Source organism: Streptomyces sp. NPDC044044 (genome assembly GCF_056434405.1).
This window is the reverse complement of record NZ_JBWKFG010000006.1, coordinates 431,416-457,701: the sequence shown is the minus strand read 5'-3', so window position 1 is coordinate 457,701 and position 26,286 is coordinate 431,416. Positions and strand designations below refer to the sequence as shown.

Sequence of the window (26,286 nt, the reverse complement as noted above, 5' to 3'; positions counted from 1 at the left end):
TCCGTTCGAGGGGGACCCCCAAGTGACTACTCCGCCCCAGGGCCAGAATCCGTACGGCCAGGGCGTGCAGCCGCACCCCGGCCAGCCGGGACAGCCCGGCCAGCCCGGCGTTCCGCAGCAGCCCTACCCGCCCTACAACCAGGGTGCCCCGGTTCCGCCTCCGGCCGCGACGAGCGGCGGCCGACGCGTGAGCAAGGTGGTCCTGCGGATCGGTGCCGTCATCGTCATCGGCATCATCATCGCGGTCGTCAAGTGGCAGCTGGGCAAGAGTGACGCCGAGACCACTGCCGTCGGTGACTGCCTGCACAACAAGGGCACGCAGTCGCAGCCGGACCTCAAGAACGCCGACTGCTCCTCCAGCGACGCCGAGTTCGAGGTCATCGAGAAGTTCGACAACACGAGCAGCGTCAGCAAGTGCGAGACGGTCAAGGGGACCGAGGTCTCCTACTACCAGACCGGCGGCAGCCACGATGTGGTGCTCTGCCTGAAGACCAAGTAACGGCATAAGCGAAGGGGCACTGTTTCACGTGAAACAGTGCCCCTTCGCATGTCCGGCGCATGTCCGGATCCGGTGCGATGTTTCACGTGAAACATCGCAACGAGCCCCATCTCACTCCTGCACGGCCCACCACTCCTTGAGCGCCGCGATCGCCTCGTCCCGCTCCATCGGCCCGTTCTCCAGCCGCAGCTCCAGCAGGAACTTGTAGGCCTGACCGATCACCGGGCCCGGCCGCACGTCCAGGACCTGCATGATCTCGTTGCCGTCCAGGTCCGGACGAATCGAGTCCAGCTCCTCCTGCTCCTGAAGCCGCGCGATGCGCTCCTCCAGGCCGTCGTACGCACGCGACAGGGCATTGGCCTTGCGCTTGTTGCGCGTCGTGCAGTCGGACCGGGTCAGCTTGTGCAGCCGGCTGAGGAGAGGGCCCGCGTCGCGTACGTAGCGGCGTACGGCCGAGTCCGTCCACTCGCCCGTCCCGTAGCCGTGGAAGCGCAGGTGCAGCTCCACCAGACGCGAGACGTCCTTCACGAGCTCGTTCGAGTACTTGAGCTCCGTCATCCGCTTCTTGGTCATCTTGGCCCCCACCACCTCGTGGTGGTGGAAGGAGACCCGGCCGTCGTCCTCGAAGCGCCGCGTCCGCGGCTTCCCGATGTCGTGCAGCAGCGCCGCGAGCCGCAGCGTCAGGTCCGGGCCGTCCTCTTCCAGCGCCATCGCCTGCTCAAGGACGATCAGAGAGTGGTCGTAGACGTCCTTGTGACGGTGGTGCTCGTCACGCTCCAGACGCAGCGCCGGAAGCTCGGGCAGTACGCGGTCGGCGATGCCCGTGTCGACAAGTAGAGCAAGTCCCTTCGCCGGGTTCGGCGAGAGAAGCAGCTTGTTCAATTCATCACGGACGCGCTCCGCGGAGACGATGTCGATGCGCTCGGCCATCGCCTTCATCGCGGCGACGACGTCCGGAGCCACCTCGAAGTCCAGCTGCGCGGCGAACCGCGCGGCCCGCATCATCCGCAGCGGGTCGTCCGAGAAGGAGTCCTCCGGGGTGCCAGGGGTGCGCAGGACGCGCCCCGCCAGGTCCTCGAGACCGCCGTGCGGGTCGATGAACTCCTTCTCGGGGAGAGCGACGGCCATCGCGTTGACGGTGAAATCACGGCGTACGAGGTCTTCCTCGATGGAGTCGCCGTACGACACCTCGGGCTTGCGCGAGGTCCTGTCGTACGCCTCGGAGCGGTACGTCGTGACTTCGATCTGGTAGCCGTCCTTCTGGCTCCCCACGGTGCCGAAGGCGATCCCGACCTCCCATACCGAGTCCGCCCACGGCCTGACGATCTTCAGTACGTCCTCGGGGCGGGCATCGGTCGTGAAGTCCAGGTCATTGCCGAGCCGGCCAAGGAGCGCGTCTCTGACCGACCCGCCGACCAGGGCGAGAGAGAACCCGGCCTCCTGGAAACGGCGGGCAAGATCGTCCGCGACAGGGGACACACGCAGCAGCTCACTGACCGCGCGGCGCTGCACCTGACTCAGTGCGCTGGGATTTTCTTCATTGGCGTTCGGCACAACAGAAAAGGGTACGTGCCCCGGACGCCCCCAGCTGCCCGGTTTTCGGCGGGGCCTCCGGGGCCGCGCGCCCCTCTCCGGCCAGGTCTTCCGATCATGTGGAGCAGTCCGCGGCACTTCGCCACAGCGCACCTCGTTACCATGCGTGGACGCACAACCGACGACCACTGACGACAACGAGGACGGGCAACGCGTGGCCGAGGCGGCAGACTTCCCGGGGACCAGTCCCTCACCTGCCCGCCGGTGGCTGCGGCGTACGGCAGCGTTGCTGGCTGCGGCCCCATTGCTGACCGGGATGCTGCAGCTTCCGGCGGCGCCGACCGCGCACGCCGCGGCGCCGAGCGAGGAAGCGAGCGCGGCAGCAGACGCCACCGGTTCGAACACCGTCGACGTCTCGCTCAACAAACTCACACCCACCGCTCCGACGGACGGGGACACGGTCACCGTCTCCGGCACGGTCACCAACGAGGGCAAGCAGACGGTCACGGGAGCCGAGGTCGGGCTGCGCCTGGGGCCGGTCCTGAACGGCCGGAGCCAGATCGACTCCGCAGCCAAGCGCACCGGCTACCAGGCCGGAGCCGACGGCACGGAGGTCGGCGGCAAGTACGTCAAGAAGTTCTCCAAGCTCGCCCCCGGCATCCGCCAGGACTTCAGCATCTCCGTGCCGGTCAAGGCGCTGGATCTCGGCGCAGACGGCGTCTACCAGCTCGGTGTCTCGCTCACCGGCCGCACCGCCACCCAGCCGTGGTCCCAGGTGCTCGGCTTCGAGCGGACCTTCCTGCCCTGGCAGTCGGGCGCCGCTGACACGAAGACCAAGACAACCTATCTGTGGCCGCTCATCTCCACCGCGCACCTCACGGCGGAGACCGGCTCAGACGAGCAGCAGACGCCCGTCTTCACGGACGACGACCTGGCCAAGGAGCTCGCCCCCGGCGGCCGCCTGGAGCAGATGCTCTCCCTGGGCAGCCGGCTCGATGTCACCTGGGTCATCGATCCCGACCTGCTGGCCTCGGTCGACGCGATGACGCGGAACTACCGGGTGCAGACCGCCGACGGCAAGAGCACCACGGCGGGCAAGGGCCAGGCGGTCGCCAAGGAGTGGCTCAACAAGCTCGAGCAGACCGTGAAGGACGAGAAGGTCGTCGGGCTGCCCTTCGCCGATCCCGACCTGGCCTCGCTCGCCCACAACGGCAGGGCCGTCACCGGCTCCCTGGGCCAGCTCAAGGACGCCACCGTCGCGGGAGCGCTGGCCGTGGAGTCCATCCTCCACGTCAAGCCCCAGTCGGACTTCGCGTGGCCCGTGGACGGCGCCCTCGATCCCTCGATCGTCGACGTCTCCACCTCGGCGGGCGCCCACACGGTGATCGCCCGGAGCGACAGCTTGCGCGAGGGCAACGCGCTGCCGTACACCCCCAGCGCCGCCCGGCCCATCGGTGGCGGCACGACGGCCGTGGTAGCCGACGCGCGCCTCTCCACGGCCTTCCAGGGCGACATGACGGGGGCCGAGAGCTCCACGCTCGCCGTGCAGGAATTCCTCGCCCAGAGCCTGATGGTCACGCTGCAGGATCCGGACAAGCAGCGGAGCATCGTCGTCGCCCCGCAGCGCATGCCGTCCGCCAGCCAGGCCCAGGCGATGGCGAAGGCGCTGACCACCCTCTCCGACGACCGCTGGTCGCAGCCGCAGGACCTGTCGGCGGCGGCGAAGGCGAAGCCGGACTCGGCGGCCACGACCCAGGTGCCTTCGGCCGGCTCCTATCCGGCGGCGCTGCGCAAGCAGGAGCTGCCGAAGTCGGCCTTCAAGTCCATTCAGAACACCCAGAACAAGCTCAACCGCTTCCAGACGATCCTCAGCGAGCCCGACCGCGTCATCACGCCCTTCGGGCGGGCCATAGACCGCGAGATGTCGACGTCCTGGCGGGGCAGGGCGGCCGAGGCGGCGACATACCGCCAGGGCGTGGAGAACTACCTCACCACGCTCATCGACCAGGTGGCGTTGATCCAGAAGTCCGACGCGAAGCTCTCGGGCCGCAGCGCGACGATCCCGGTGACGGTGCAGAACAACCTGGTCCAGGGCGTCGACCACATGGTTCTGCGTCTGACGTCGGAGAACCCCACGCGTCTGAAGATCGGCGACCAGGCCTATTACGAACAGCCGGTGAAGGTAGCGGGCGGACACGCCCAGTCGGTGAAGTTCACCACGACGGCCAACGCCAACGGCCCGGTCCCGGTCTACGCCCAGCTCTACACCGAGGACGGCCAGCCGTACGGCAAGGCGGTCCGCTTCGACGTGAACGTCACCGAGATCACCCTCACCGTGATGCTGGTCATCGCGGGCGGCGTGCTGCTTCTCGTACTCGCCGGATTCCGGATGTACACGCAGCGCAAGCGGGCCGCCCGGCAGCAGGCCGAGGAGGGCCCCGAGGACGGCCCGGACGGCGAGTCCGGCACGGAGTCGGGGGAGGACGACCCCGAGCAGCCGAGTGACCCGACACCGGACACCGCTCCGGAAAGCACCGACCCGTCGGACACGGGTGAGAGAGTGGACCGTTGAGCGATGTCGTGGCCGGTGGGCCCGGGGACGATGAGGTGGGGTAATCCATGAACGCGCCGTACGACGGTGACCGTGGCCAGGGCGCGGGCGGTTCCGGTCCTCCTGAGGACGGGCAGGTGCCTCCCCAGCCTGCTCCGGACGTGTACCTCCAGGATGCCTACGACCAGGACCCCTACCGAGCACAGGATCTCGCCGCCCAGGACCCGGTGACCGAGGCGCTGTACGACCGCGCCGCGCACCCCCCGCCGCCTCCCGGCTACTACCAGGACCCTCAGCCGCTCTACGCTCAGCCGCCCTCCCCGCAGCACGCCCCGGACCCCCGCGTGTGGGCCCAGACCCCGGCCCCCGAACCCGAAGGCCCGACCCGGCACCTCCCGTACGGCGACGACGCCCGTACGACGCAGTTCGTGGGCGTCGACGACCTGGTCACCCAGGCCGGCGAGGAGCGCCACGAGCCGGACGCCTTCGCCCACCTCTTCCGGGACCAGCAGCCGGGCGGCTACCGCGAGCAGCAGGCCGCCACCTATCAGCAGGGCGGCTATCCCCAGGACGGCTACCCCCAAGGCAACGGCTATCCCCCGGGGAACGGCTACCCCCAGGGCAACGGCTATCAGCAGCCGGGCGGCTACCAGCCCCCCGAGCCCCCGATGGTCCCGGCCCCGGCAGCTCCCCCGGCTCCCGCACCGGCCCCGAAGTCCGGCGGCGGCGGACGGGCGTCGAGTCTCCTGAAGTCGAGCGCGGTGATGGCCGCGGGCACGATGGTCTCCCGGCTCACCGGGTTCGTCCGCACCATGGTGATCACCGCGGCCCTCGGCGCCGCGACCCTCGGTGACGCCTGGACCGTCGCGTACACGCTGCCGACGATGATCTACATCCTGACCGTCGGCGGTGGCCTCAACTCGGTCTTCGTGCCACAGCTGGTGCGCGCCATGAAGGACGACAAGGACGGCGGCGAGGCCTACGCCAACCGCCTGCTGACCCTCGTCATGGTCGCGCTCGGCCTCATCGTCGCCCTGGCCGTCTTCGCGGCGCCTCTGCTGATCAAGCTGATGTCGACGCCCATCGCGAACAACCCGCCGGCCAACAACGTCGCGGTCACCTTCGCCCGCTACTGCCTGCCCACCATCTTCTTCATGGGCGTGCACGTGGTGATGGGCCAGATCCTCAACGCCCGCGGGAAGTTCGGCGCGATGATGTGGACCCCGGTCCTCAACAACATCGTCATGATCTTCACCTTCGGGCTGTTCATCTGGGTCTACGGAACGTCCGGTGACTCGGGCATGAGGGTCGAGTCGATCCCCGCGGACGGTGTCCGTCTCCTGGGCATCGGCACCCTGCTCGGTCTGGTCGTCCAGGCGCTGGCGATGATCCCGTATCTGCGCGAGACGGGCTTCCGGTTCCGGCCTCGCTTCGACTGGAAGGGCCACGGTCTCGGCAAGGCGGTCAAGCTCGCCAAGTGGACGGTGCTCTTCGTCCTCGCCAACCAGGCCGGCGTGCTCGTCGTCACCCAGCTGGCCACCGCCGCGGGCAAGGCCTCCGGCAAGGACGGCACGGGCATCATGGCCTACTCCAACGCCCAGCTGATCTGGGGCATGCCACAGGCCATCATCACCGTCTCCGTCATGGCGGCCATGCTTCCCCGCATCTCGCGGGCGGCCCATGACAACGACCCCGGCGCGGTCCGCGACGACATCTCACAGGGGCTGCGCACCTCCGCGGTGGCGATCGTGCCGGTCGCCTTCGCGTTCGTAGCGCTCGGCGTCCCGATGTGCACCTTGCTGTTCGCGTCCAGCGGCAGCGAGGCCGCCCAGTCCATGGGCTTCGTCCTGATGGCGTTCGGCCTGGGCCTGATCCCCTACTCGGTGCAGTACGTCGTCCTGCGCGGCTTCTACGCCTACGAGGACACCCGGACGCCCTTCTACAACACGGTCATCGTGGCGGCCGTCAACGCGGCGGCGAGCTGCCTCGCCTACGTTCTCCTGCCCGCACAGTGGGCTGTGATCGGCATGGCCGCCGCGTACGGCCTCGCCTACGCGGTCGGCGTCGGTGTCGCCTGGCGCAGGCTGCGCAACCGCCTCGGCGGCGACCTGGACGGCACCCATGTCCTGCGCACCTACGCCCGGCTCGCCATGGCGTGCATCCCGGCGGCGATCCTCGGCGGCGCAGTCGGCTTCGGGATCCTCAAGGCCCTGGGCGACGGCGCCGGCGGTTCCCTGATCGCTCTGGTGGTCGGCGGAATCGTCCTCGGAGGCGTCTTCTTCGTGGCCGCCCGAAAGATGCGGATTGCGGAGCTCAATTCGATGGTCGGGATGGTCCGCGGCCGTCTCGGACGGTGAGATCCAGGGGTTCGCACAACCATCACCGGCCACCGCGTGTCGTGCATAGCGCCGGACTGTGGGCACAATTGGCTTTGGCGTCTGACGAAGCGCGATGGATGGGGAGGCAGGAACGACGGTGGCGGAACGGAGCACGGCTGCCGTCGACGTGGCAGACAACAGCGGCGATCAGCCGCTGACCGCGAAAGCGGACGAGGCCACGGCCGACGGGGTGGCCCAGACCCGGGAGCGGGAAACGGCAGAAGAAGGCACAGCAGAGACCGGTGAGCCCACAAGCCCGGGGGCGGCATCACCCCCCGAGCTGCACAGCGGTCACAAGCTCGCCAGACGCTATCGACTCGAAGAGTGCGTCACCCGTCTGGACGGTTTCAGCAGCTGGCGTGCGGTGGACGAGAAGCTCCGCCGGGCCGTCGGCGTGCATCTGCTGCCCGCCGACCATCCACGGGCACGATCAGTCCTCGCCGCGGCCCGCTCGTCGGCGCTGCTCGGCGACCCCCGTTTCGTGCACGTCCTGGACGCGGTCGAGGAGAACGACCTCGTCTACGTGGTGCACGAGTGGCTGCCCGACGCCACGGAACTCACCGCGCTGCTCGCTGCGGGCCCTCTTGAGGCGCACGACGCGTACCAGCTCGTCAGTCAGATCGCCCAGGCCATGGCGGCCGCGCACCGTGAGGGTCTCGCCCACCTGCGGCTGACCCCGAGCGCCGTGCTGCGGACGTCCTCCGGTCAGTACCGCATCCGCGGCCTCGCCGTGAACGCGGCGCTGCGTGGCATCAGCTCCGACACCCCGCAGCGCACGGACACCGAAGCCGTCGGCGCGTTGCTGTACGCCTCGCTGACCCAGCGCTGGCCGTACGAGGACGACGCGTACGGCCTCTCCGGGCTGCCCAAGGGCGTCGGCCTGATCGCCCCCGACCAGGTGCGCGCAGGCGTGCACAGGGGCCTCTCCGAGCTCGCCATGCGCGCGCTCGTGAACGAGGGTGCGACGGCATCCCGCCAGGAGCCGCCGTGCACGACGCCGGAGGAGCTGGTGAAGGCGATCGGTGAGATGCCGCGCATCCGCCCGCCGGAGCCCGCGTTCACCGCACCGCCCGAGTACCAGCGCACGACCTACCAACAGGGCACCTACGGCCGCACCGCACCCCGTCCGGGAGCCACCCAGCCGGTGCCGACCCCGCCGCCCCCGCTGCAGAGCCGTACCGGCAAGGCCCTCAAGTGGGCCGTGTCCGCACTGCTCATCGCGGCCTTGGGTCTCGGCAGCTGGCAGCTCGCGGACGCGCTCCTGGACCGGGGGAACTCCGATGACCCCGGCAGCACGGACACCTCCGACGAGGGCGACAAGAACAAGCCGAAGTCCACGCATCCGATCAAGATCGCGAGTGGCGAGGAGTACGTCCTCGAGGGCGGCCCCCAGGATCTTGCGGGTGTCCGCAACACGTACGACGGCGACGACTCGACGTACTGGCGGTCCAAGAGCTTCATAGAGGGCCCCAAGCTGGCCCCGTACAAGCCCGGCGTCGGAATCGTCTACGACCTCGGCAAGGAAGAGGACGTGTCGACCGCGTCGCTCGGGCTCCGCTACGGCGGCGACCACACGACGGTCGAGCTGTACGCCGCGGACTCGATGTCCTCGTCGACGCCCCCGAGCGCGATGAAGAAGATCGGGACCGTCACGACCACGGGCAAGAGCGCCAAGATCAAGGCGAAGAAGCCGGTCAAGACGCAGTACGTACTCGTCTGGCTCACCGATGTACCGCAGTCACCCCGTGATGAGTACAGCAGCGCGGGGTACAAGCAGGCCATCACGGACGTGAAGTTCGCGGGCTGAGGGCCGAAGGCTCATCGGGGGAGGGGGTTCGACGGTGGACGACACCACGTACGGCGAGATGAACGACCAGGACCTCCTGGCCAGCCATGTGGAAGGGGACAAGGACGCCTTCGGCGAGCTTGTCCGGCGCCACCGCGACCGCCTGTGGGCCGTGGCCCTGCGCACGCTGGGCGACCGCGAGGAGGCCGCTGACGCCGTCCAGGACGCCCTGGTCTCCGCCTACCGTGCCGCGCACACCTTCCGCGGGCAGTCGGCCGTCACGACGTGGCTGCACCGGATCACCGTGAACGCCTGCCTCGACCGGGCACGCAAGGCGGCGTCCCGGAAGACCTCTCCCATCGACGACACCGAACGGCTCGAGCAGCTCCTCGAGCCGCACGAGTCGGCGGCCGCCCCCGTCGAGCGCGGCGATCTGCACCGCGAGCTCGTCGAGGCACTGGGCACCCTGCCGCACGACCAACGCGCCGCCCTCGTCCTGGTGGACATGCAGGGCTATCCGGTGGCCGAAGCAGCCCAGGTGCTGGAGGTGCCCACCGGCACCGTGAAGAGCCGATGCGCACGCGGCAGAGCCAGACTGCTGCCGCTGCTCACTCACCTGCGTACGGAGCCCCGTGCGCAGCGCGGAGACAGCGGCGACGACAAGGACGGCAAGAAGTCGGGCCCGGGAAGGAACCGGACGCAGGGGGCATCCGTCCCACCTGCAGCGGGACCACGGGATGCGGGACCAAGCGATTCAGCTGCTGCGAAGGGCGGAGGTGGGCGAGCGTGACAACCACGACCGACTCGGCCGGGCACCCAGAAGTCGCTGAGATCTCCGACCTCACGGAGGGGCTGCTCACCCCCTCCCGGACCGTCGACGTCCGACGGCACCTGGACGACTGCACGCTCTGCGCCGATGTCTACGACTCCCTGGAAGAGATCCGGGGCATCCTCGGCACGCTGCCGGGACCGCCACGGATGCCGGCAGACATCGCCGGGCGCATCGACGCGGCACTGGCGGCGGAAGCTCTGCTGGACTCCACCGCACCCGGCTCCGTCGAGCCGATCGAGCCGGACCCGATGGTGCGGCCCGCGGCCGCCGTGCGTGTTTCACGTGAAACAACGCCCGCCGCAGATGAACCCTTCAGGCCCTCTGAGTCCTCTCGCGCCCCCGCCTCCAGCCCGCACGTGGACCGGCCCGCTGGGCACCCCCGCTCCGCCACGGGGCCCGGACGCGGAAGCAAGTTCCGGACAGGCCGTCGGCGTAGGGTCGTGCTCGGTGCCGTCTTCACGGCGGCCGCCATCGGTCTCGGTTCCTTGTTGATACAGAACGTGGGCGAAGACTCGGGCGGCAAGAGCGACACGGCGTCGGGCCACTCCGACTCCGCGAACGCCTTCTCCGAGGGCAAGCTCAAGGGCCAGGTGACCGACCTGCTCGCCAAGGAACCCACCACGGGACCCGATTCCGGCAGCGACGAGCCGTCCTTCGGCGTGCGGTCCAGCCCGGAGTCCCCGAAGGACAAGAACGCGCCGATGCGCGAGTCCACCGTCACCGTCCCGCAGTGCATCCAACTCGGCATCGGCGAGAGGACACCGCTCGCCGCCGAGAAGGGCACCTACAAGGGGAAGGACGCCTACCTCGTCGTTGCGTCCCATGAGTCCGACAACACAAAGGTCTCCGCGTACGTCATCGACGCGACGTGTGTGGACAAGCCGTCGTCGGCCACCGCTGCGGGCAAGGTACTGCTGACCAACTCCTACGCGCGGCCCTGACTCTCTAGCCGTCGCGGCGGGAGACTCGGCCCAGCGTGGCATCCTGACGTCCCTGACGTGCTTCCGTGCGCTCGGACACGTCGGGAATGCATGCCCCGTAGGATCCGTTGGGTGGGGTGAGAGACCTGAGACAGGCACCCACCAGCAGTACGCAGCAGTCTCCAGAGACGAGGAATCAAGCCGTGACCGACGTCCGTAACGTGATCATCATCGGCTCCGGGCCCGCCGGCTACACGGCGGCGCTCTACACCGCGCGAGCGTCGCTGAAGCCCCTGGTGTTCGAGGGCGCCGTCACCGCAGGCGGTGCGCTGATGAACACCACCGAGGTGGAGAACTTCCCCGGCTTCCAGGACGGCGTCATGGGCCCCGAGCTCATGGACAACATGCGGGCCCAGGCCGAGCGCTTCGGCGCCGAGCTGGTGCCGGACGATGTGATCTCCGTCGACCTCAGTGGCGAGATCAAGACCGTGACGGACACGGCGGGCACCGTGCACCTCGCGAAGTCCGTGATCGTGACCACGGGCTCCCAGCACCGCAAGCTCGGCCTGCCGAACGAGGACGCGCTCTCCGGGCGCGGTGTCTCCTGGTGCGCGACCTGCGACGGCTTCTTCTTCAAGGACCAGGACATCGCCGTGATCGGCGGCGGCGATACCGCGATGGAGGAGGCCACCTTCCTCTCCCGCTTCGCCAAGTCCGTGACGATCGTGCACCGCCGCGACAGCCTGCGCGCCTCCAAGGCCATGCAGGACCGCGCCCTCGCCGACCCGAAGATCAAATTCATCTGGGACAGCGAGGTCGCCGAGATCAAGGGCGAGCAGAAGCTCTCCGGTCTGACGCTGCGCAACCTGAAGACGGGCGAGACCTCCGAGCTCCCCGTGACCGGCCTGTTCATCGCGATCGGCCACGACCCGCGCACCGAGCTCTTCAAGGGCCAGCTCGACCTGGACGACGAGGGCTACCTGAAGGTCGAGGCCCCCTCGACCCGGACGAACCAGACCGGCGTCTTCGCCGCCGGTGATGTCGTCGACCACACGTACCGCCAGGCGATCACGGCGGCCGGCACCGGCTGCTCCGCCGCCCTCGACTCCGAGCGGTTCCTCGCTGCCCTCGCGGACAGCGAGACGGCCGCCGCCGCCGTCTGACATCCCATCCTCCCCACCGCATCACCAAGTTAAGGAGCCCGCCGTGGCCGGCACTCTGAAGAACGTGACCGACGCCTCCTTCGAGGAAGACGTCCTGAAGAACGACAAGCCCGTCCTGGTGGACTTCTGGGCCGCCTGGTGCGGTCCGTGCCGCCAGATCGCCCCGTCCCTCGAGGCGATCGCGGCCGAGCACGGCGACAAGATCGAGATCGTCAAGCTCAACATCGACGAGAACCCGGGCATCGCCGCCAAGTACGGCGTCATGTCCATCCCGACCCTGAACGTGTACCAGGGCGGCGAGGTGGCCAAGACGATCGTCGGCGCCAAGCCGAAGGCCGCTCTGGAGCGCGACCTCGCGGACTTCATCGCCGAGTAGCGAGCGGCGTCGCAACGAGCGGCGCGATGTTTCACGTGAAACACGAATGGGCCAACCCTCCGGGGTTGGCCCATTCGCATGACAGGAGTGGGTGGCAGGGGCGAGTGCCGGGATGAGTCAGAGCGGTCGGAGCACGGGCTCCTTCTGCACCGCCCCCAGCAGTCGGTCGAGCGCCAACTCGACGTCCTCCTTCCAGGAGAGCGTCGTACGCAGCTCGAGCCTCAGCCGTGGATACGAGGGATGCGGGCGGACCGTCTTGAAGCCCACCGCCAGTAGATGATCGGCGGGCAGCACGCAGGCGGGCTTCTCCCACCGGGCATCCCCGAAGGCTTCGATCGCCTTGAACCCGCGTCGCAGCAGATCCTTCGCGACCGTCTGGACGATCACCCGGCCGATCCCCTGGCCCTGATAGCCCGGCATGATCCAGGCGGTCATCAGCTGCACGGCATCGGGGGATACAGGGCTCGTCGGGAAGGCGGTGGCGCGTGGCACGTACGCCGGCGGGGCGTACAGCACAAAGCCCACCGGAACATCGTCGACGTAGACGACTCGGCCGCAGGATCCCCACTCCAGCAGGACGGCGGAGATCCACGCCTCCTTCTCGAGCTCCGGCGTACCGGCCTTTACTGCGGCTTGGCCGCTGACCGGGTCCAGCTCCCAGAAGACACACGTCCGGCAACGCTGGGGAAGGTCCGGAAGGTTGTCCAGCGTGAGCGGTACGAGCCGACGCCCCATGAAGGCTGTTCCTCACTTCCTTCGCCCGCCGCATCACGGGCGGCAGTCAGAGCGCTCCGTTCCTTCAGCAGGCTGCCGACGAATCCGCCGACGGCTCCCAGCCCAAGGCCCGCAGTCATCAATCCGGTGCGGCTCACCGATCGCATGGCCCTCTCCTCCCCAATGAGGTGCCGTCAGCTGGATGCGCCATACCCAATCGCATCGTATCCACGATGCGATTGCACCGATACCGTAAGAAAGCAAAGAGCGGGCCGTGTTCCGGTACACACCGGACACGGCCCGCTCTTGCGGACTGGCTGATGAGGCTCAGGCTTCTTCGCCCTCGGAAGCGTCGTCCTCGGCGGAGTCCTCGGCGAGCCCGTTCTTCAGGACCGGTCCCTCGCCCGGGGCGAGGGTCGTGAGGATGCGCTCCAGGTCCTCCAGCGAGGCGAAGTCGACGACGATCTTGCCCTTCTTCTGCCCCAGGTCCACCCTCACGCGAGTCTCGAACCGGTCGGAGAGACGAGTGGCGAGGTTGGTCAGCGACGGCGACACCCGACCGCCCGCACGCGGCCCCTTGGCCCGCGGGGCACTCTGCGGCCGCGAACCCATGAGGGTCACGATCTCCTCGACAGCACGCACCGAGAGCCCCTCGGCCACGATCCGGTGCGCGAGGCGGTCCTGCTCCTCCGAGTCCTCGACGGACAGCAGAGCACGAGCATGGCCCGCGGAGAGCACTCCAGCAGCGACCCTGCGCTGAACCGCCGGGGACAGCTTCAGGAGCCGCAGCGTGTTCGAGACCTGCGGGCGGGAACGACCGATCCGGTCCGCCAGCTGATCGTGTGTGCAGTTGAAGTCCCTGAGCAGCTGGTCGTAGGCGGCAGCCTCTTCCAGCGGGTTCAGCTGCGCACGGTGCAGGTTCTCCAGGAGCGCGTCCAGGAGGAGCTTCTCGTCGTCCGTCGCGCGGACGATCGACGGGATGCGCTCAAGCCCTGCCTCACGGCAAGCCCGCCAGCGCCGCTCACCCATGATGAGCTCGTAGCGCGAGGGCCCTACCTGCCGGACGACGACAGGCTGGAGAAGCCCGACCTCCTTGATGGAGGTCACCAGCTCGGCGAGGGCATCCTCGTCGAAGACCTCACGGGGCTGCCTCGGGTTGGGCGTGATGAAGTCGAGAGGCAGCTCGGCGAAGTGCGCACCAACGGGACTTTCCTCGGCCTCCACCGCTTCGTTCAGCGGCTGCTCCGTTTCATGTGAAACGGGGCTCTGCGGGAGCGCCGCCACCTTCGCGGCAGCCACACCCCGCTCGGCGGTGAGTACCGGTACGGCACTGGGCGAGGCCGAAGCACCATTCATAGCCTGGGCGGTCGACTTCTCCGTCGGGGCCGCAGGGATCAGGGCGCCGAGGCCGCGGCCCAGCCCTCTCCGTCGCTCGCTCACTGCATCCCCTCCGTCGTGCTGTGCTGATCATTCTGGGCGCCCATGTGGGCGTGCTGTACGTCGTAGCGAATGCCGACGCCGCGTAGCGCGATCTCCCGTGCCGCCTCGAAGTACGAGAGGGCACCGCTCGACCCCGGATCGTAGGTGAGCACGGTCTGGCCGTAGCTCGGCGCCTCGGAGATGCGGACCGAGCGGGGAATGCTCGTCCGCAGGACCTCCTCGCCGAAGTGAGTGCGCACCTCGTCCGCCACCTGTGAGGCGAGCCGGGTGCGGCCGTCGTACATGGTGAGCAGGATCGTCGAGACGTGCAGATGGGGGTTGAGGTGCCCCCGCACCAGATCGACGTTGCGCAGGAGCTGGCCGAGGCCTTCCAGTGCGTAGTACTCGCACTGGATGGGGATCAGCACCTCCGCGCCGGCAACCAGGGCGTTGACCGTCAGCAGACCGAGCGACGGAGGGCAGTCGATGAGGATGTAGTCCAGCGGCTGCTCGTACGCCTGGATCGCCCGCTGCAATCGGCTCTCCCGCGCCACCAGTGACACCAGCTCGATCTCCGCACCGGCGAGATCGATGGTGGCCGGGGCGCAGAACAGTCCCTCGACATCAGGGACCGGCTGCACGACTTCGGAGAGCGGCTTGCTGTCGATCAACACGTCGTAGATGGACGGCACTTCCGCGTGGTGGTCGATACCCAGAGCCGTGGAGGCGTTGCCCTGCGGGTCGAGGTCGATGACCAAGACGCGCGCGCCGTGCAGAGCGAGTGAAGCGGCGAGGTTGACGGTTGTCGTCGTCTTGCCCACTCCACCCTTCTGGTTGGCAACCACCATGACTCGGGTCTGCTCGGGTCGTGGCAGGCCCTCGCCTGCACGGCCCAGGGCTTCCACCGCCAGTTGGGCAGCACGACCGATAGGGGTGTCGTCCATCGGGGGCGGTGTTTCACGTGAAACATCCTCCCCCGCCGACTCGGTACGGGGACCGGGGACCGGATCGGTCATCGGTCCCGCGATGTTGGCGTCGGACCGCAAGGATTCACTCTCCTCGACTTCAGGCTCGCAATGAACAGAGCCTCCCATGCTTTGAGGGTCGTGAACCAGCGAGGCCCGGTCTTCTGTGGACGAATCCACCTCTGTGGACAACTCCGTTCCCTTATCGAGGGAACCGAGTGGCCGCCGGTCGCGAGGTTCCGCAGCCCGGCCGCGACTGATGATGCCATGCAGCAGTGAGCGACGTTTCACGTGAAACACGATGCACGGCAGCCGGGGTGCCGCTTGCGCGACACCCCGGTATGCGTACGTTTGGCAGCTTTTGTGGAGTACGGCTCGTCGTCAGGACGGATGAACGACGAGGGCCGACTCCTTAGACGAACAGGGATCAGGTCCCCCTCGACGACGAGGGAGGAATCGCTCAGCGACGACGCCGAGTCCGCCCCGTTCGGGCGGCCTTCGCGCGCTTGGCTGCGAAGCGCACACCGCCGGGGCTCTCCCCGACCTCCACCCGCACGACCGTGGACAGCGGGTCCACCACACCCTCGCCCACGTGCAGCACCGAAGTGTTCACCGCGCCGAGCTTGCCCAGAGCGGCCCCTGCGGCCTTGACCTCTTCCTCGGCCGTGTCGCCCTTCAGCAACAGCATCTCCCCATAGGGACGCAGGAGAGGCACTCCCCAGGCCGCGAGACGGTCCAGTGGCGCAACGGCCCGCGCGGTCACCACGTGGACGGGAGGCAGCTTGCCAAGGACCTCCTCGGCGCGCCCACGCACGACCGTCACGTGGTCGAGTCCGAGCAGCTCGACCACTTCGGTGAGGAAGGTCGTCCGGCGCAGCAGCGGCTCAAGCAGCGTGATCTTCAGGTCCGGCCGGACGAGAGCCAGCGGAATGCCCGGCAGGCCCGCCCCCGAACCGACATCGCACACCATCACGTTCTCGGGCACGACCTCGGAGAGGACCGCGCAGTTCAGCAGATGCCGCTCCCACAGCCGAGGCACTTCGCGGGGACCGATCAGGCCACGCTGCACTCCCGCGTCGGCCAGCAACTCCGCGTACCGGACCGCGTCCGAGAAGCGCTCACCGAATACCGCCCGGGCCTGCTCGGGCGCCGAGGGGAGCTCCGCTGCCTCCGTCACGGGGACCGTCCTTCCGTACCGCACTGGGGTGGCTGACTATCAGGCTGAAAAGACCGGCCCCGCCTGTGAACAGACGGGGCCGGGAAAACGATGTGCGATCAGGCGGGAAGCACGACGACGAAGCGCTGCGGCTCCTCGCCCTCCGACTCGCTGCGCAGACCGGCGGCCTTGACCGCATCATGCACGACCTTGCGCTCGAAGGGCGTCATCGGCTTGAGGTTGACCGGCTCACCGGAGCTCTTCACCTCGGACGCGGCCTTGGCACCCAGCTCGGAGAGCTCCTCGCGCTTCTTGGCGCGGTAGCCCGCGATGTCCAGCATCAGGCGGCTGCGGTCACCGGTCTCGCGGTGCACCGCGAGACGCGTCAGCTCCTGGAGCGCCTCCAGGACCTCACCGTCACGGCCGACGAGCTTCTGCAGATCGCGGCTGCTCGAGTCGCTGATGATCGAAACAGCGGCGCGGTCGGCCTCGACGTCCATGTCGATGTCGCCGTCGAGATCGGCGATGTCCAGCAGACCCTCGAGGTAGTCCGCCGCGATCTCGCCCTCCTGCTCAAGGCGGGTGAGAGTGTCGCCGGCCTCGACCTCGGCCTCGGCGGGGGCGGTGGTGCCTTCCGTCACGGGATGGACTCCTTCTACTTCTTGGACGGGTGCTTGGGGCGCTGCTGGCCCTTGCGCTGCCCGGACTTGGCTTGGCTGCGTGCGTTCCCTGACCCGGTCTTGCCGCCCGCGGCCTTGCCCTTGGGAGCGGCGTCCTCAGGCTCGTCCGGAGTCTTCTCCAGCGACGTCTTCGCGTCCGAAGGCGTCTCCGCGTCGCTCTCCGCCTTGTGTGCGGCGGCGGACTGGCGCTGCGACTTGCTCTGACGCTTGGGCTGCTGCCGCTTCGGGGCACCGCCACCGGCGACCGGAGTGCCGTCCTCGGTCTCCGTGGCGACGGCGGACTCGCTCGGCGCGACGGAGCCGTCGGCCTGGGCCACCAGGCCTTCCTTGCTCAGACCGTTGATGAACTTGCGCTCGAACTCGTTGCGGTCACGGCCCTTGGCGACGATCGCCTTGATGACGTTCGTGTTGCCGCGGCCCCGCACCTTCTTGGTGTGCGTGAGCTGCTTCTGCAGGCGCTCCAGGAACGCGGCCTGGGCCTTGGAGCCCGGAGTCGGGTTCCGGCGGATCACGAACATCTGCTGGCCCATGGTCCACACGTTGGTGGTCAGCCAGTAGACGAGAACACCGACGGGGAAGTTGATGCCGAACACGGCGAACATGATCGGGAACACGTACATCAGCATCTTCTGCTGCTGCATGAACGGCGTCTTGACCGTCGTGTCCACGTTCTTCGTCATCAGCTGGCGCTGCGTGTAGAACTGCGAGAACGACATCAGGACGATCATGATCGCGGTCACGACGCGGACGTCGGTCAGCGAGGCATGGAGCGCCGCGACCTTTTCCTCGCTGTCCATGAACTTCGCGGCCAGCGGGGCGCCGAAGATGTGCGCCTTCTGGGCGCTCTCGAGCAGCGGCTTGTCGATGACGCCGATGGTGTCGTTCGAAGCGATGCCGGAGAGCACGTGGTACAGGGCGAAGAAGAACGGCGACTGCGCCAGGATGGGAAGGCACGAGGAGAGCGGGTTGGTGCCCGACTCCTTGTACAGCTTCATCATCTCTTCGGACTGACGCTGCTTGTCGCTCTTGTAGCGTTCCTGGATCTTCTTCATCTCGGGCTGCAGCGTCTGCATCGCCCGGGTCGCCTTGATCTGCTTCACGAAGAGCGGGATCAGGCAGATACGGATCAGGATCACCAGGGACACGATGGACAAGCCCCAGGCCCAGCCCGTGTCGGGGCCGAAGATCGCCCCGTACAGAGAGTGGAACTGGACGATGACCCAGGAAACGGGTGTCGTGATGAAGCTGAACAGACTGGCAATCGTGTCCACTAATCAGGCTCCTTGAGCATGGGACGGGGTCTCGGCGGCCGGGCTCGGGGTATCCGGGGAAGTCTCCCCGGACGGCACGCCAGCGGCGGAGGGCCCGCCCTTGCGTTCCTGCCACGTGGCACGCAGCATCTCGTGCCAGCGCGGGCGCTTGCGCGGCGGGACATGGTCGACACCACCGAGCGACCACGGATTGCACCGCAGGATGCGCCAGGCCGTAAGCGCCGTTCCCTTGATGGCACCGTGCCGGTCGATGGCGAGGTAGCCGTAACGGGAGCACGACGGGTAGTACTTGCACACCGGACCAAGCAGCGGACTGATCGTCCACTGATACAGCTTGATCAGAGCCAGCAGTGGGTACTTCATCGAGCGCCCCCTCCCAGCAGCCGCTGAAGAGCGGCGTCCAGGTCTTGGGCCAGCTGTGCATGGGCGGCGTCACCCGCACCGGGCAACGCTCGTACGACTACCAGGCTACCGGGGGGCAGCTGGGCCACCCGGTCACGCATCAGATGGCGAAGCCTGCGCTTCACCTTGTTGCGTACGACGGCTCCGCCAATGGCCTTGCTCACGACGAAACCCGCACGCGTCTGGGGAACGCTCTCCCCAGGCGCGTGCGGGTCCGTTGCACCGCTACGTAGATGGACGACGAGAAGCGGGCGTCCGGCCCGTCGTCCTCGGCGTACCGCGGTCGCGAAGTCTTCGCGCCGCCTCAGCCGATGCTCGGTAGGCAGCACGACGTCATGACCTAATGCGATTAAGCGGAAAGGCTGGCGCGACCCTTGCCACGACGGTTCGCGAGGATCGCGCGACCGGCACGGGTGCGCATCCGCAGGCGGAAGCCGTGGGTCTTGGCGCGGCGGCGGTTGTTCGGCTGGAAGGTGCGCTTGCTCACTCGGGGGCTCCAGAAATGATTGTGTGGTGGCGGGACATCGCCTGGCTGTCACCGTGCGCCCACGAGAAGCTCGCGAATACGCACCGAGTGCACCGCTTCACAATCACAGATCGTGATCTTTGCCCATCGGAGGCAGGCGGCAGCAGCCATCGACAACTCGACCTGGTCACGGTACGCGGGGCTACGCCATCCGGTCAAACCGACCGTCAGGGAGAGACACTGTGCACAGCCTGTGGACAACAACTTGAACCGCAGCCGTCGCCCTGACTACCTTGGCCAAACTCCGATTCATTCCCTTCTCCCTCCCCATCCCGATTTCCGTCCCAAGAACCACACCTTCGTGGGACCCCGTGAGAGAGCGTGCCTTGTGGCTGACGTACCTGCCGATCTTGCCGCAGTGTGGCCACGAGTTCTGGAGCAGCTGCTGGGTGAGGGGCGAGGGCACGGGGTCGACGCGAAGGACGAGCGCTGGATCAAGCGCTGCCAGCCGTTGGCGCTGGTGGCCGACACCGCGCTGCTCGCCGTACCGAACGAGTTCGCCAAGGGCGTGCTCGAGGGACGGCTCGCCCCCATCGTCAGTGAGTCGCTGAGCCGCGAGTGCGGCCGCCCGATCCGTATCGCCATCACGGTGGACGACTCGGTCGGCGACCCCATGGACCGGCCCACTCCGCCGGCGCCGCCCCTCCAGCAGCAGCCCGGCCAGCAACAGCAGCAGCGCTACGAAGAGCCCGAGCAGCACCCCGGCCCCGGTCAGGGACATGAGTCGTACGACGGCTACGGCCGCCGCACCTCGGACGAGCACTCATCGGGCCGCGGGCCCGACCAGCTGCCGACCGCCCGCCCCGCGTACCCCGACTACCAGCGCCCCGGTCCCGGCGCCTGGCCACAGCAGCAGCCCCAGCAGCAGGACGACTACGGCTGGCAGCAGCCGCGGCTCGGCTTCCCCGAGCGGGATCCGTACGCGAGCCCTCAGCAGCCCCAGCACGACTACCGTTCGCAGCCGCCGCAGGGCCGCTCCCCGTATGAACAGCACCGCCAGGAGCGGCAGGACCAGCAGGACCGCCACGACCGCCACGACCGGCGTGAGCGGCACGAGCAGTCCCCCGGCTCCGGAGGCCACGACCCGCGGGGCGGCGGCCACGGCAACGGGCACGGTGTCCACGGTCACGGCGCCCCCGGCCCGCTGGCCGCGCAGCCGGCCCCCGCGTCGGCCCCCGGCGAGCCCACCGCGCGCCTCAACCCGAAGTACCTCTTCGACACCTTCGTGATCGGCGCCTCGAACCGGTTCGCGCACGCGGCGGCCGTCGCCGTCGCCGAGGCGCCCGCCAAGGCGTACAACCCCCTCTTCATCTACGGAGAGTCCGGGCTCGGCAAAACGCATCTTCTGCACGCGATCGGGCACTACGCCCGCAGCCTCTATCCCGGCACGCGCGTGCGCTACGTGAGCTCCGAGGAGTTCACGAACGAGTTCATCAACTCCATCCGCGACGGCAAGGGCGACACCTTCCGCAAGCGGTACCGCGAGATGGACATCCTGCTCGTCGACGACATCCAGTTCCTGGCGAGCAAGGAGTCGACGCAGGAGGAGTTCTTCCACACCTTCAACACGCTCCACAACGCGAACAAGCAGATCGTGCTCTCCAGTGACCGGCCGCCCAAGCAGCTGGTGACGCTGGAGGACCGGCTGCGCAATCGCTTCGAGTGGGGACTGATCACCGACGTCCAGCCGCCGGAGCTGGAGACGCGTATCGCCATCCTTCGTAAGAAGGCGGTGCAGGAGCAGCTCAACGCCCCGCCGGAGGTCCTGGAGTTCATCGCGTCCCGCATCTCACGCAACATCCGTGAGCTCGAGGGCGCGCTGATCCGGGTCACGGCCTTCGCCTCGCTCAATCGGCAGCCGGTGGACCTGGGCCTGACGGAGATCGTCCTCAAGGACCTGATCCCCGGCGGCGAGGACGCCTCTCCGGAGATCACGGCTCCGGCCATCATGGCCGCGACGGCGGACTACTTCGGCCTGACGGTGGACGACCTCTGCGGATCCTCGCGCAGCCGTGTGCTGGTGACGGCCCGCCAGATCGCGATGTACCTCTGCCGTGAGCTGACGGACCTCTCCCTGCCCAAGATCGGCGCGCAGTTCGGCGGCCGCGACCACACGACCGTCATGCACGCGGACCGCAAGATCCGCGCGCTGATGGCCGAGCGGCGCTCGATCTACAACCAGGTCACCGAGCTGACCAACCGCATCAAGAACGGCTGACACACGCGCACACGCGCTGACACACGCCGCCAGAAGTGCCGTCAGAAGCACTGACAGAAGCTCGCGAAGGGCGCCCCGGGACAACTTCCGGGGCGCCCTTTGCCGTTGCGCACGCGCGCGTGGACCCCGTCCGCCCCCTCCACTGTTCGATTTCCGCAGCTGAGAGGCCTGTTCTCCACAGATCTGTGGTCTTTTTTCCTTCCACACCCTGGGGACCGGGAAGTTGTCCAGATGATGTCCACAGGGGACCCTGCTGAAGGATCATCAATCCAGGTCAGGTGGTTGTGGATTCGTGGACGACGGTCCTCCACAGGCTGTGGATGAAATTCTCGTCCACAGGGTGTGCATGAACTTGTCCACCGGCAACCCACAGGCTCGAGCCGGTTGTCCCCAGCTTTCCCCAGCTTCTCCACACGGCTGTCCACTGTTCGGCAACGCAACGCGCCCCGTCACCGTGCCGAGTGAAAGGCGTCACACCAACGTGGTCGGTTGGCCTGTGGGGAAGGTGGGTAAAGCTGGGGACAGCGCTGGGGAGAAGTACCCCTTGCCTGTGCACCGGGTGTGCAGAACTTTCGCCCGTCCACAGAAACCACCGGTTGTCCACCGCCTCCGCCCACAGGCCCGGTGGACAAAAAACCGGCACTGACCTGCGAAAACAGGGTTATCCACGGTTTCCACAGGCCCTACTACTACTCCCACTTAGAGTCACCGGGGAATTCGCTTGGAAGGGGGGCCTGTGCACAACTCGCGCTCCGGACCTCCGACGCCGCTCGTCACGACTTGACCCCGACGGGCACCCACTGTCAGTGCTGTGCGTCAGACTGGTCCCCAGTGCCAGCAACAGCAGGAGGGCGGCTAAGTGAAGATCCGGGTGGAACGCGACGTACTCGCAGAGGCGGTGGCGTGGGCGGCGCGCAGTCTCCCGGCCCGGCCTCCGGCACCTGTCCTCGCGGGCCTGCTGCTGAAGGCCGAGGAAGGCGCACTGAGCCTGTCGAGCTTCGACTACGAGGTCTCGGCGCGTGTCTCCGTCGACGCGGAGATCGACGACGAGGGCACGGTCCTCGTCTCCGGTCGCCTGCTCGCCGACATCTGCCGCGCCCTGCCGAACCGTCCGGTGGAGATCTCCACAGACGGTGTGCGGGCCACGGTGGTCTGCGGCTCCTCGCGATTCACACTCCACACACTTCCTGTGGAGGAGTACCCCGCGCTGCCGCAGATGCCCACCGCGACCGGCACGGTCCCCGGTGAGGTCTTCGCATCGGCCGCCGCGCAGGTGGCCATCGCCGCCGGCCGCGACGACACGCTGCCCGTCCTGACCGGCGTACGCATCGAGATCGAGGGCGACACGGTCACCCTGGCCTCCACCGACCGCTACCGCTTCGCGGTCCGCGAGTTCCTGTGGAAGCCGGAGAACCCCGAGGCCTCCGCGGTCGCCCTGGTCCCCGCCAAGACGCTCCTGGACACCGCCAAGGCGCTCACGAGCGGCGACACGGTCACCCTGGCGCTGTCCGGCTCCGGTGCCGGTGAGGGCCTGATCGGCTTCGAGGGCGCCGGTCGGCGTACGACCACGCGACTCCTCGAGGGCGACCTGCCGAAGTACAAGACGCTCTTCCCCACGGAGTTCAACTCGATCGCGGTCATCGAGACCGCCCCGTTCGTCGAGGCCGTGAAGCGCGTGGCCCTGGTGGCCGAGCGGAACACTCCGGTGCGGCTCAGCTTCGAGCAGGGCGTGCTGATCCTGGAGGCCGGCTCCAGCGACGACGCACAGGCTGTGGAGAGGGTCGACGCCCAGCTCGAGGGCGACGACGTCTCGATCGCCTTCAACCCGACGTTCCTGCTCGACGGCCTGAGCGCGATCGACTCCCCGGTCGCCCAGCTGTCGTTCACGACGTCGACGAAGCCCGCGCTCCTGAGCGGCAAGCCCGCCCTGGATGCCGAGGCCGACGAGGCGTACAAGTACCTGATCATGCCCGTACGTCTGAGCGGCTGAGCCCACAGGTGTGAGCGTGCGTCCGGGCGTAGGCTCGGACGCGGGTACGAAGGTGCCTCCACGCCACATCGCTACTTAAGGAACCACTGATGGAGCTCGGTCTCGTCGGCCTCGGCAAGATGGGCGGCAACATGCGCGAGCGGATCCGCCGCGCAGGCCACACCGTCATCGGATACGACCGCAACCCGGACGTCGCGGACGTCCACAGCCTCGAAGAGCTTGTGGGCAAGCTCAAGGGTCCGCGTGTCGTATGGGTGATGGTTCCGGCCGGAGCCGCGACCCAGTCCACCGTCGACGAGCTCGCCGAGCTGCTCCAGCCCGGCGACGTCGTCGTGGACGGCGGGAACTCCCGCTGGACGGACGACGAGAAGCACGCCGAGGAGCTCGCGGCCAAGGGCATCGGCTTCGTCGACTGCGGCGTCTCCGGCGGCGTCTGGGGCCTGCAGAACGGGTACGCGCTGATGTACGGCGGCGACGCCGAGAACATCGCGAAGGTCCAGCCGATCTTCGACGCCCTCAAGCCCGAGGGTGACTTCGGTTCCGTGCACGCCGGCAAGGTCGGCGCGGGCCACTTCTCGAAGATGGTTCACAACGGCATCGAGTACGCCATGATGCAGGCCTACGCCGAGGGCTGGGAGCTCCTGGAGAAGGTCGACTCCGTCACGGACGTGCGCGAGGTCTTCCGCTCCTGGCAGGAGGGCACGGTCATCCGTTCCTGGCTCCTTGACCTCGCGGTCAACGCCCTGGACGACGACGAGCACCTGGCGAAGCTGCGCGGCTTCGCGCAGGACTCCGGCGAGGGCCGCTGGACGGTGGAAGCCGCCATCGACAACGCCGTGCCGCTGCCCGCGATCACGGCCTCGCTCTTCGCCCGCTTCGCCTCGCGGCAGGACGACTCCCCGCAGATGAAGATGATCGCGGCGCTGCGCAATCAGTTCGGCGGTCACGCGGTCGAGTCCAAGAGCGAGCACTGATCCACAGCCTGTGCGCAACCAAAGCTGTTACGCACAGGCCGCTCAGCAAGTGAAGTAGCCGGGGGAGGTCGGCGCACACCATGCATGTCACGCATCTGTCGCTGGCCGACTTCCGCTCGTACGCCCGGGTCGAGGTCCCTCTCGATCCGGGCGTCACCGCGTTCGTGGGCCCCAACGGCCAGGGCAAGACGAACCTCGTGGAGGCCGTCGGCTATCTCGCCACGCTCGGCAGCCACCGGGTCTCCTCGGACGCCCCGCTGGTGCGCATGGGCGCCGAGCGCGCCGTCGTCCGGGCGGCGGTCCGGCAGGGCGAGCGCCAGCAGCTGATCGAGCTGGAGCTCAATCCTGGCAAGGCCAATCGCGCCCGTATCAACAGGTCCTCGCAGGTCAGACCCCGTGATGTGCTCGGCATCGTGCGCACGGTGCTGTTCGCGCCCGAGGACCTGGCGCTGATCAAGGGCGACCCCGGTGAGCGCAGGCGCTTCCTCGACGAGCTGATCACGGCGCGCTCCCCGCGCATGGCGGGCGTGCGGTCCGACTACGACCGCGTACTGAAGCAGCGCAACACCCTCCTGAAGTCGGCGGCCCTGGCACGGCGGCACGGCGGGCGTTCCATGGACCTGTCCACGCTCGACGTCTGGGACCAGCACCTCGCCGCAGCCGGCGCCGAACTGCTCACGCAGCGGCTCGACCTGATCGCCGCGCTGCAGCCGCTCGCCGACAAGGCGTACGAACAGCTGGCACCCGGCGGCGGACCCGTCACGCTCGAATACAAGCCGTCGGCGCCGGGCGAGGGCCAGACGCGCGAGGTCCTGTACGAGCAGCTGATCGCCGCCCTCGAAGAGGCGCGCAAGCAGGAGATCGAGCGCGGCGTGACGCTGGTCGGCCCGCACCGCGACGACCTGCTCCTGAAGCTGGGCCAGCTCCCCGCGAAGGGGTACGCGAGCCATGGCGAGTCCTGGTCGTACGCCCTGGCGCTGCGCCTGGCCTCGTACGACCTCCTGCGCGCCGAGGGGAACGAACCGGTGCTCGTCCTGGACGACGTGTTCGCGGAGCTCGACGCGCGCCGCAGGGAGCGTCTCGCGGAGCTGGTGGCGCCGGGCGAGCAGGTCCTGGTGACGGCAGCGGTGGACGACGACGTGCCGGGCGTGCTCGCAGGGGCGCGGTTCGCGGTGGCGGACGGCGCGGTGGAACGCGTATGACGCGCCTCGACGGGGAGCACGGGGAGCACCGGCAGTACGGGGAGCGCGTATGAGCGCCGAAGAGCCCGCCAAGGGCACCCCCCAGGGCCCCCAGGACGCCCCCAAGGACACGCCGAAGACGCCCGAGCCCTCCGGCATCGACCTTGCCCGGGTCGCCCTGCGTGCCGCCAAGGAGCAGGCACGCGCGCGTGGCGATGCCGCGCAGCAGAAGAAGCAGGCCCGCAGGGGTGGTCTCCGTTCCGGCGCGCGCGCCGACGGGCGTGACCCGCAGCCGCTCGGCTCCGCGATCAACCGCTTGATCACCGAGCGCGGCTGGGAGACGCCGGCCGCGGTCGGCGGTGTGATGGGCCGCTGGCCGCAGATCGTCGGCGACGACCTGGCCAAGCACTGCGTCCCGCAGAGGTACGACGAGAACGAGCGGATCCTGACCGTGCAGTGCGACTCCACGGCGTGGGCGACGCAGCTGCGTCTCATGGCCCCCCAGCTGGTCGCGCGCCTCAACGAAGACCTGGGTCACGGCACCGTCCGCCTCATCAAGGTCCTCGGTCCCGGCGGCCCCCCGCGCCGCTTCGGACCCTTGCGCGCGCCGGGCAGCACGGGCCCCGGGGACACCTACGGCTGAGGCCGTACCGGGTGGTAGCTCGCGGTTGACACCCCGAAGCGCTGAGTGCCGCTGTGAGCCTCTTAGAGCCCCGGGCCGCATATGGGGAGTCGGATGATGCCGGTTCAGG

At 68.5% G+C, this 26,286-nt stretch carries 23 protein-coding genes; 13 read left to right on the top strand and 10 right to left on the bottom strand.

What is annotated here, in order from left to right:
• Positions 1 to 22 precede the first annotated feature (22 nt).
• Positions 23 to 499 carry an LppU/SCO3897 family protein gene (locus AC07AG_RS24585; protein ID WP_478757663.1) on the top strand — a complete coding sequence of 159 codons (477 nt, stop codon included), beginning with the start codon at positions 23 to 25 and terminating at the stop codon, positions 497 to 499.
• A 111-nt stretch (positions 500 to 610) separates the two neighbouring features.
• Here AC07AG_RS24585 and AC07AG_RS24580 read toward each other — a convergent pair whose 3' ends face one another.
• Complete coding sequence (locus AC07AG_RS24580; protein WP_478757661.1) at positions 611 to 2,053, bottom strand: CCA tRNA nucleotidyltransferase; 1,443 nt, start codon at positions 2,051 to 2,053, stop codon at positions 611 to 613.
• Between the two features lie 193 nt (positions 2,054 to 2,246).
• Here AC07AG_RS24580 and AC07AG_RS24575 point away from each other — a divergent pair, with 193 nt between their 5' ends.
• The 7 genes from AC07AG_RS24575 to trxA all read left to right on the top strand — a co-directional run bounded on the left by AC07AG_RS24575 (position 2,247) and on the right by trxA (position 12,038).
• A complete protein-coding gene (locus AC07AG_RS24575) occupies positions 2,247 to 4,604 on the top strand; it encodes a DUF6049 family protein (RefSeq protein ID WP_478757922.1) in 2,358 nt (785 codons plus the stop codon).
• Positions 4,605 to 4,651: 47 nt separating this feature from the next.
• Entirely contained in the window at positions 4,652 to 6,940 is a 2,289-nt protein-coding gene (gene murJ / locus AC07AG_RS24570; RefSeq protein ID WP_478757659.1) for a murein biosynthesis integral membrane protein MurJ, read from the top strand.
• Positions 6,941 to 7,058: 118 nt separating this feature from the next.
• Entirely contained in the window at positions 7,059 to 8,768 is a 1,710-nt protein-coding gene (locus AC07AG_RS24565) for a protein kinase family protein (RefSeq protein WP_478757657.1), read from the top strand.
• A 34-nt stretch (positions 8,769 to 8,802) separates the two neighbouring features.
• On the top strand, positions 8,803 to 9,537 hold the full coding sequence (gene sigM, locus AC07AG_RS24560; protein WP_478757655.1) for an RNA polymerase sigma factor SigM: 735 nt from the start codon (positions 8,803 to 8,805) through the stop codon (positions 9,535 to 9,537).
• Positions 9,534 to 10,520: a hypothetical protein gene (locus tag AC07AG_RS24555; protein WP_478757653.1), complete on the top strand. Its 987-nt coding sequence runs from the start codon at positions 9,534 to 9,536 to the stop codon at positions 10,518 to 10,520. Before sigM ends, AC07AG_RS24555 begins: the two co-directional genes overlap by 4 nt.
• Before the next feature lie 182 nt (positions 10,521 to 10,702).
• Positions 10,703 to 11,662, top strand: coding sequence for a thioredoxin-disulfide reductase (gene trxB, locus AC07AG_RS24550; RefSeq protein ID WP_478757651.1), 960 nt, complete (start codon positions 10,703 to 10,705; stop codon positions 11,660 to 11,662).
• A gap of 43 nt (positions 11,663 to 11,705) precedes the next feature.
• The gene (gene trxA, locus AC07AG_RS24545; RefSeq protein WP_135332065.1) at positions 11,706 to 12,038 is read left to right on the top strand and encodes a thioredoxin; all 333 of its coding nucleotides are present in this window, start codon (positions 11,706 to 11,708) and stop codon (positions 12,036 to 12,038) included.
• Positions 12,039 to 12,155: 117 nt separating this feature from the next.
• Here the strand turns inward: trxA and AC07AG_RS24540 are convergent, their stop codons facing one another.
• The 9 genes from AC07AG_RS24540 to rpmH form a co-directional block, all read right to left on the bottom strand.
• A complete protein-coding gene (locus AC07AG_RS24540; protein WP_160506106.1) occupies positions 12,156 to 12,773 on the bottom strand; it encodes a GNAT family N-acetyltransferase in 618 nt (205 codons plus the stop codon).
• 306 nt (positions 12,774 to 13,079) lie between these two features.
• Positions 13,080 to 14,192, bottom strand: a complete 1,113-nt coding sequence (locus AC07AG_RS24535; protein ID WP_478757648.1) for a ParB/RepB/Spo0J family partition protein — start codon at positions 14,190 to 14,192, stop codon at positions 13,080 to 13,082.
• Positions 14,189 to 15,265: a ParA family protein gene (locus AC07AG_RS24530; RefSeq protein WP_283779165.1), complete on the bottom strand. Its 1,077-nt coding sequence runs from the start codon at positions 15,263 to 15,265 to the stop codon at positions 14,189 to 14,191. Before AC07AG_RS24530 ends, AC07AG_RS24535 begins: the two co-directional genes overlap by 4 nt.
• A 331-nt stretch (positions 15,266 to 15,596) precedes the next feature.
• A complete protein-coding gene (gene rsmG, locus AC07AG_RS24525) occupies positions 15,597 to 16,313 on the bottom strand; it encodes a 16S rRNA (guanine(527)-N(7))-methyltransferase RsmG (RefSeq protein WP_453540321.1) in 717 nt (238 codons plus the stop codon).
• A 98-nt stretch (positions 16,314 to 16,411) separates the two neighbouring features.
• Entirely contained in the window at positions 16,412 to 16,933 is a 522-nt protein-coding gene (locus tag AC07AG_RS24520) for a Jag family protein (protein WP_478757646.1), read from the bottom strand.
• A gap of 14 nt (positions 16,934 to 16,947) precedes the next feature.
• Entirely contained in the window at positions 16,948 to 18,243 is a 1,296-nt protein-coding gene (yidC, locus tag AC07AG_RS24515; protein WP_478757644.1) for a membrane protein insertase YidC, read from the bottom strand.
• A gap of 3 nt (positions 18,244 to 18,246) precedes the next feature.
• Positions 18,247 to 18,606 (bottom strand): membrane protein insertion efficiency factor YidD, encoded by a 360-nt coding sequence (yidD, locus tag AC07AG_RS24510; RefSeq protein WP_344518424.1) that lies wholly within the window; start codon positions 18,604 to 18,606, stop codon positions 18,247 to 18,249.
• Positions 18,603 to 18,974, bottom strand: coding sequence for a ribonuclease P protein component (gene rnpA, locus AC07AG_RS24505; protein ID WP_478757641.1), 372 nt, complete (start codon positions 18,972 to 18,974; stop codon positions 18,603 to 18,605). Before rnpA ends, yidD begins: the two co-directional genes overlap by 4 nt.
• A 20-nt stretch (positions 18,975 to 18,994) precedes the next feature.
• Positions 18,995 to 19,132 carry a 50S ribosomal protein L34 gene (rpmH, locus tag AC07AG_RS24500; protein WP_006381191.1) on the bottom strand — a complete coding sequence of 46 codons (138 nt, stop codon included), beginning with the start codon at positions 19,130 to 19,132 and terminating at the stop codon, positions 18,995 to 18,997.
• Positions 19,133 to 19,499: 367 nt separating this feature from the next.
• Here rpmH and dnaA point away from each other — a divergent pair, with 367 nt between their 5' ends.
• From dnaA to AC07AG_RS24475, 5 genes are all read left to right on the top strand, one after another.
• Positions 19,500 to 21,389 carry a chromosomal replication initiator protein DnaA gene (gene dnaA, locus AC07AG_RS24495; protein WP_478757639.1) on the top strand — a complete coding sequence of 630 codons (1,890 nt, stop codon included), beginning with the start codon at positions 19,500 to 19,502 and terminating at the stop codon, positions 21,387 to 21,389.
• A gap of 859 nt (positions 21,390 to 22,248) precedes the next feature.
• On the top strand, positions 22,249 to 23,379 hold the full coding sequence (gene dnaN, locus AC07AG_RS24490; protein WP_478757638.1) for a DNA polymerase III subunit beta: 1,131 nt from the start codon (positions 22,249 to 22,251) through the stop codon (positions 23,377 to 23,379).
• 89 nt (positions 23,380 to 23,468) lie between these two features.
• Positions 23,469 to 24,353 (top strand): phosphogluconate dehydrogenase (NAD(+)-dependent, decarboxylating), encoded by an 885-nt coding sequence (gene gnd, locus AC07AG_RS24485; protein WP_478757637.1) that lies wholly within the window; start codon positions 23,469 to 23,471, stop codon positions 24,351 to 24,353.
• 80 nt (positions 24,354 to 24,433) lie between these two features.
• Positions 24,434 to 25,555 (top strand): DNA replication/repair protein RecF, encoded by a 1,122-nt coding sequence (gene recF / locus AC07AG_RS24480; RefSeq protein ID WP_478757635.1) that lies wholly within the window; start codon positions 24,434 to 24,436, stop codon positions 25,553 to 25,555.
• A gap of 49 nt (positions 25,556 to 25,604) precedes the next feature.
• Positions 25,605 to 26,177, top strand: a complete 573-nt coding sequence (locus tag AC07AG_RS24475; RefSeq protein ID WP_478757633.1) for a DciA family protein — start codon at positions 25,605 to 25,607, stop codon at positions 26,175 to 26,177.
• Positions 26,178 to 26,286: the final 109 nt, after the last annotated feature.

What these genes read in the sequence shown, in the direction of transcription:
- murJ (WP_478757659.1), top strand. Translation starts at nt 4,652, where the DNA reads ATGAACGCGCCGTACGACGGTGACCGTGGCCAGGGCGCGGGCGGTTCC.
- AC07AG_RS24540 (WP_160506106.1), bottom strand. Translation starts at nt 12,773, where the DNA reads ATGGGGCGTCGGCTCGTACCGCTCACGCTGGACAACCTTCCGGACCTT.
- AC07AG_RS24530 (WP_283779165.1), bottom strand. Translation starts at nt 15,265, where the DNA reads ATGGGAGGCTCTGTTCATTGCGAGCCTGAAGTCGAGGAGAGTGAATCC.
- yidD (WP_344518424.1), bottom strand. Translation starts at nt 18,606, where the DNA reads ATGAAGTACCCACTGCTGGCTCTGATCAAGCTGTATCAGTGGACGATC.
- gnd (WP_478757637.1), top strand. Translation starts at nt 23,469, where the DNA reads ATGGAGCTCGGTCTCGTCGGCCTCGGCAAGATGGGCGGCAACATGCGC.
- recF (WP_478757635.1), top strand. Translation starts at nt 24,434, where the DNA reads ATGCATGTCACGCATCTGTCGCTGGCCGACTTCCGCTCGTACGCCCGG.
- AC07AG_RS24475 (WP_478757633.1), top strand. Translation starts at nt 25,605, where the DNA reads ATGAGCGCCGAAGAGCCCGCCAAGGGCACCCCCCAGGGCCCCCAGGAC.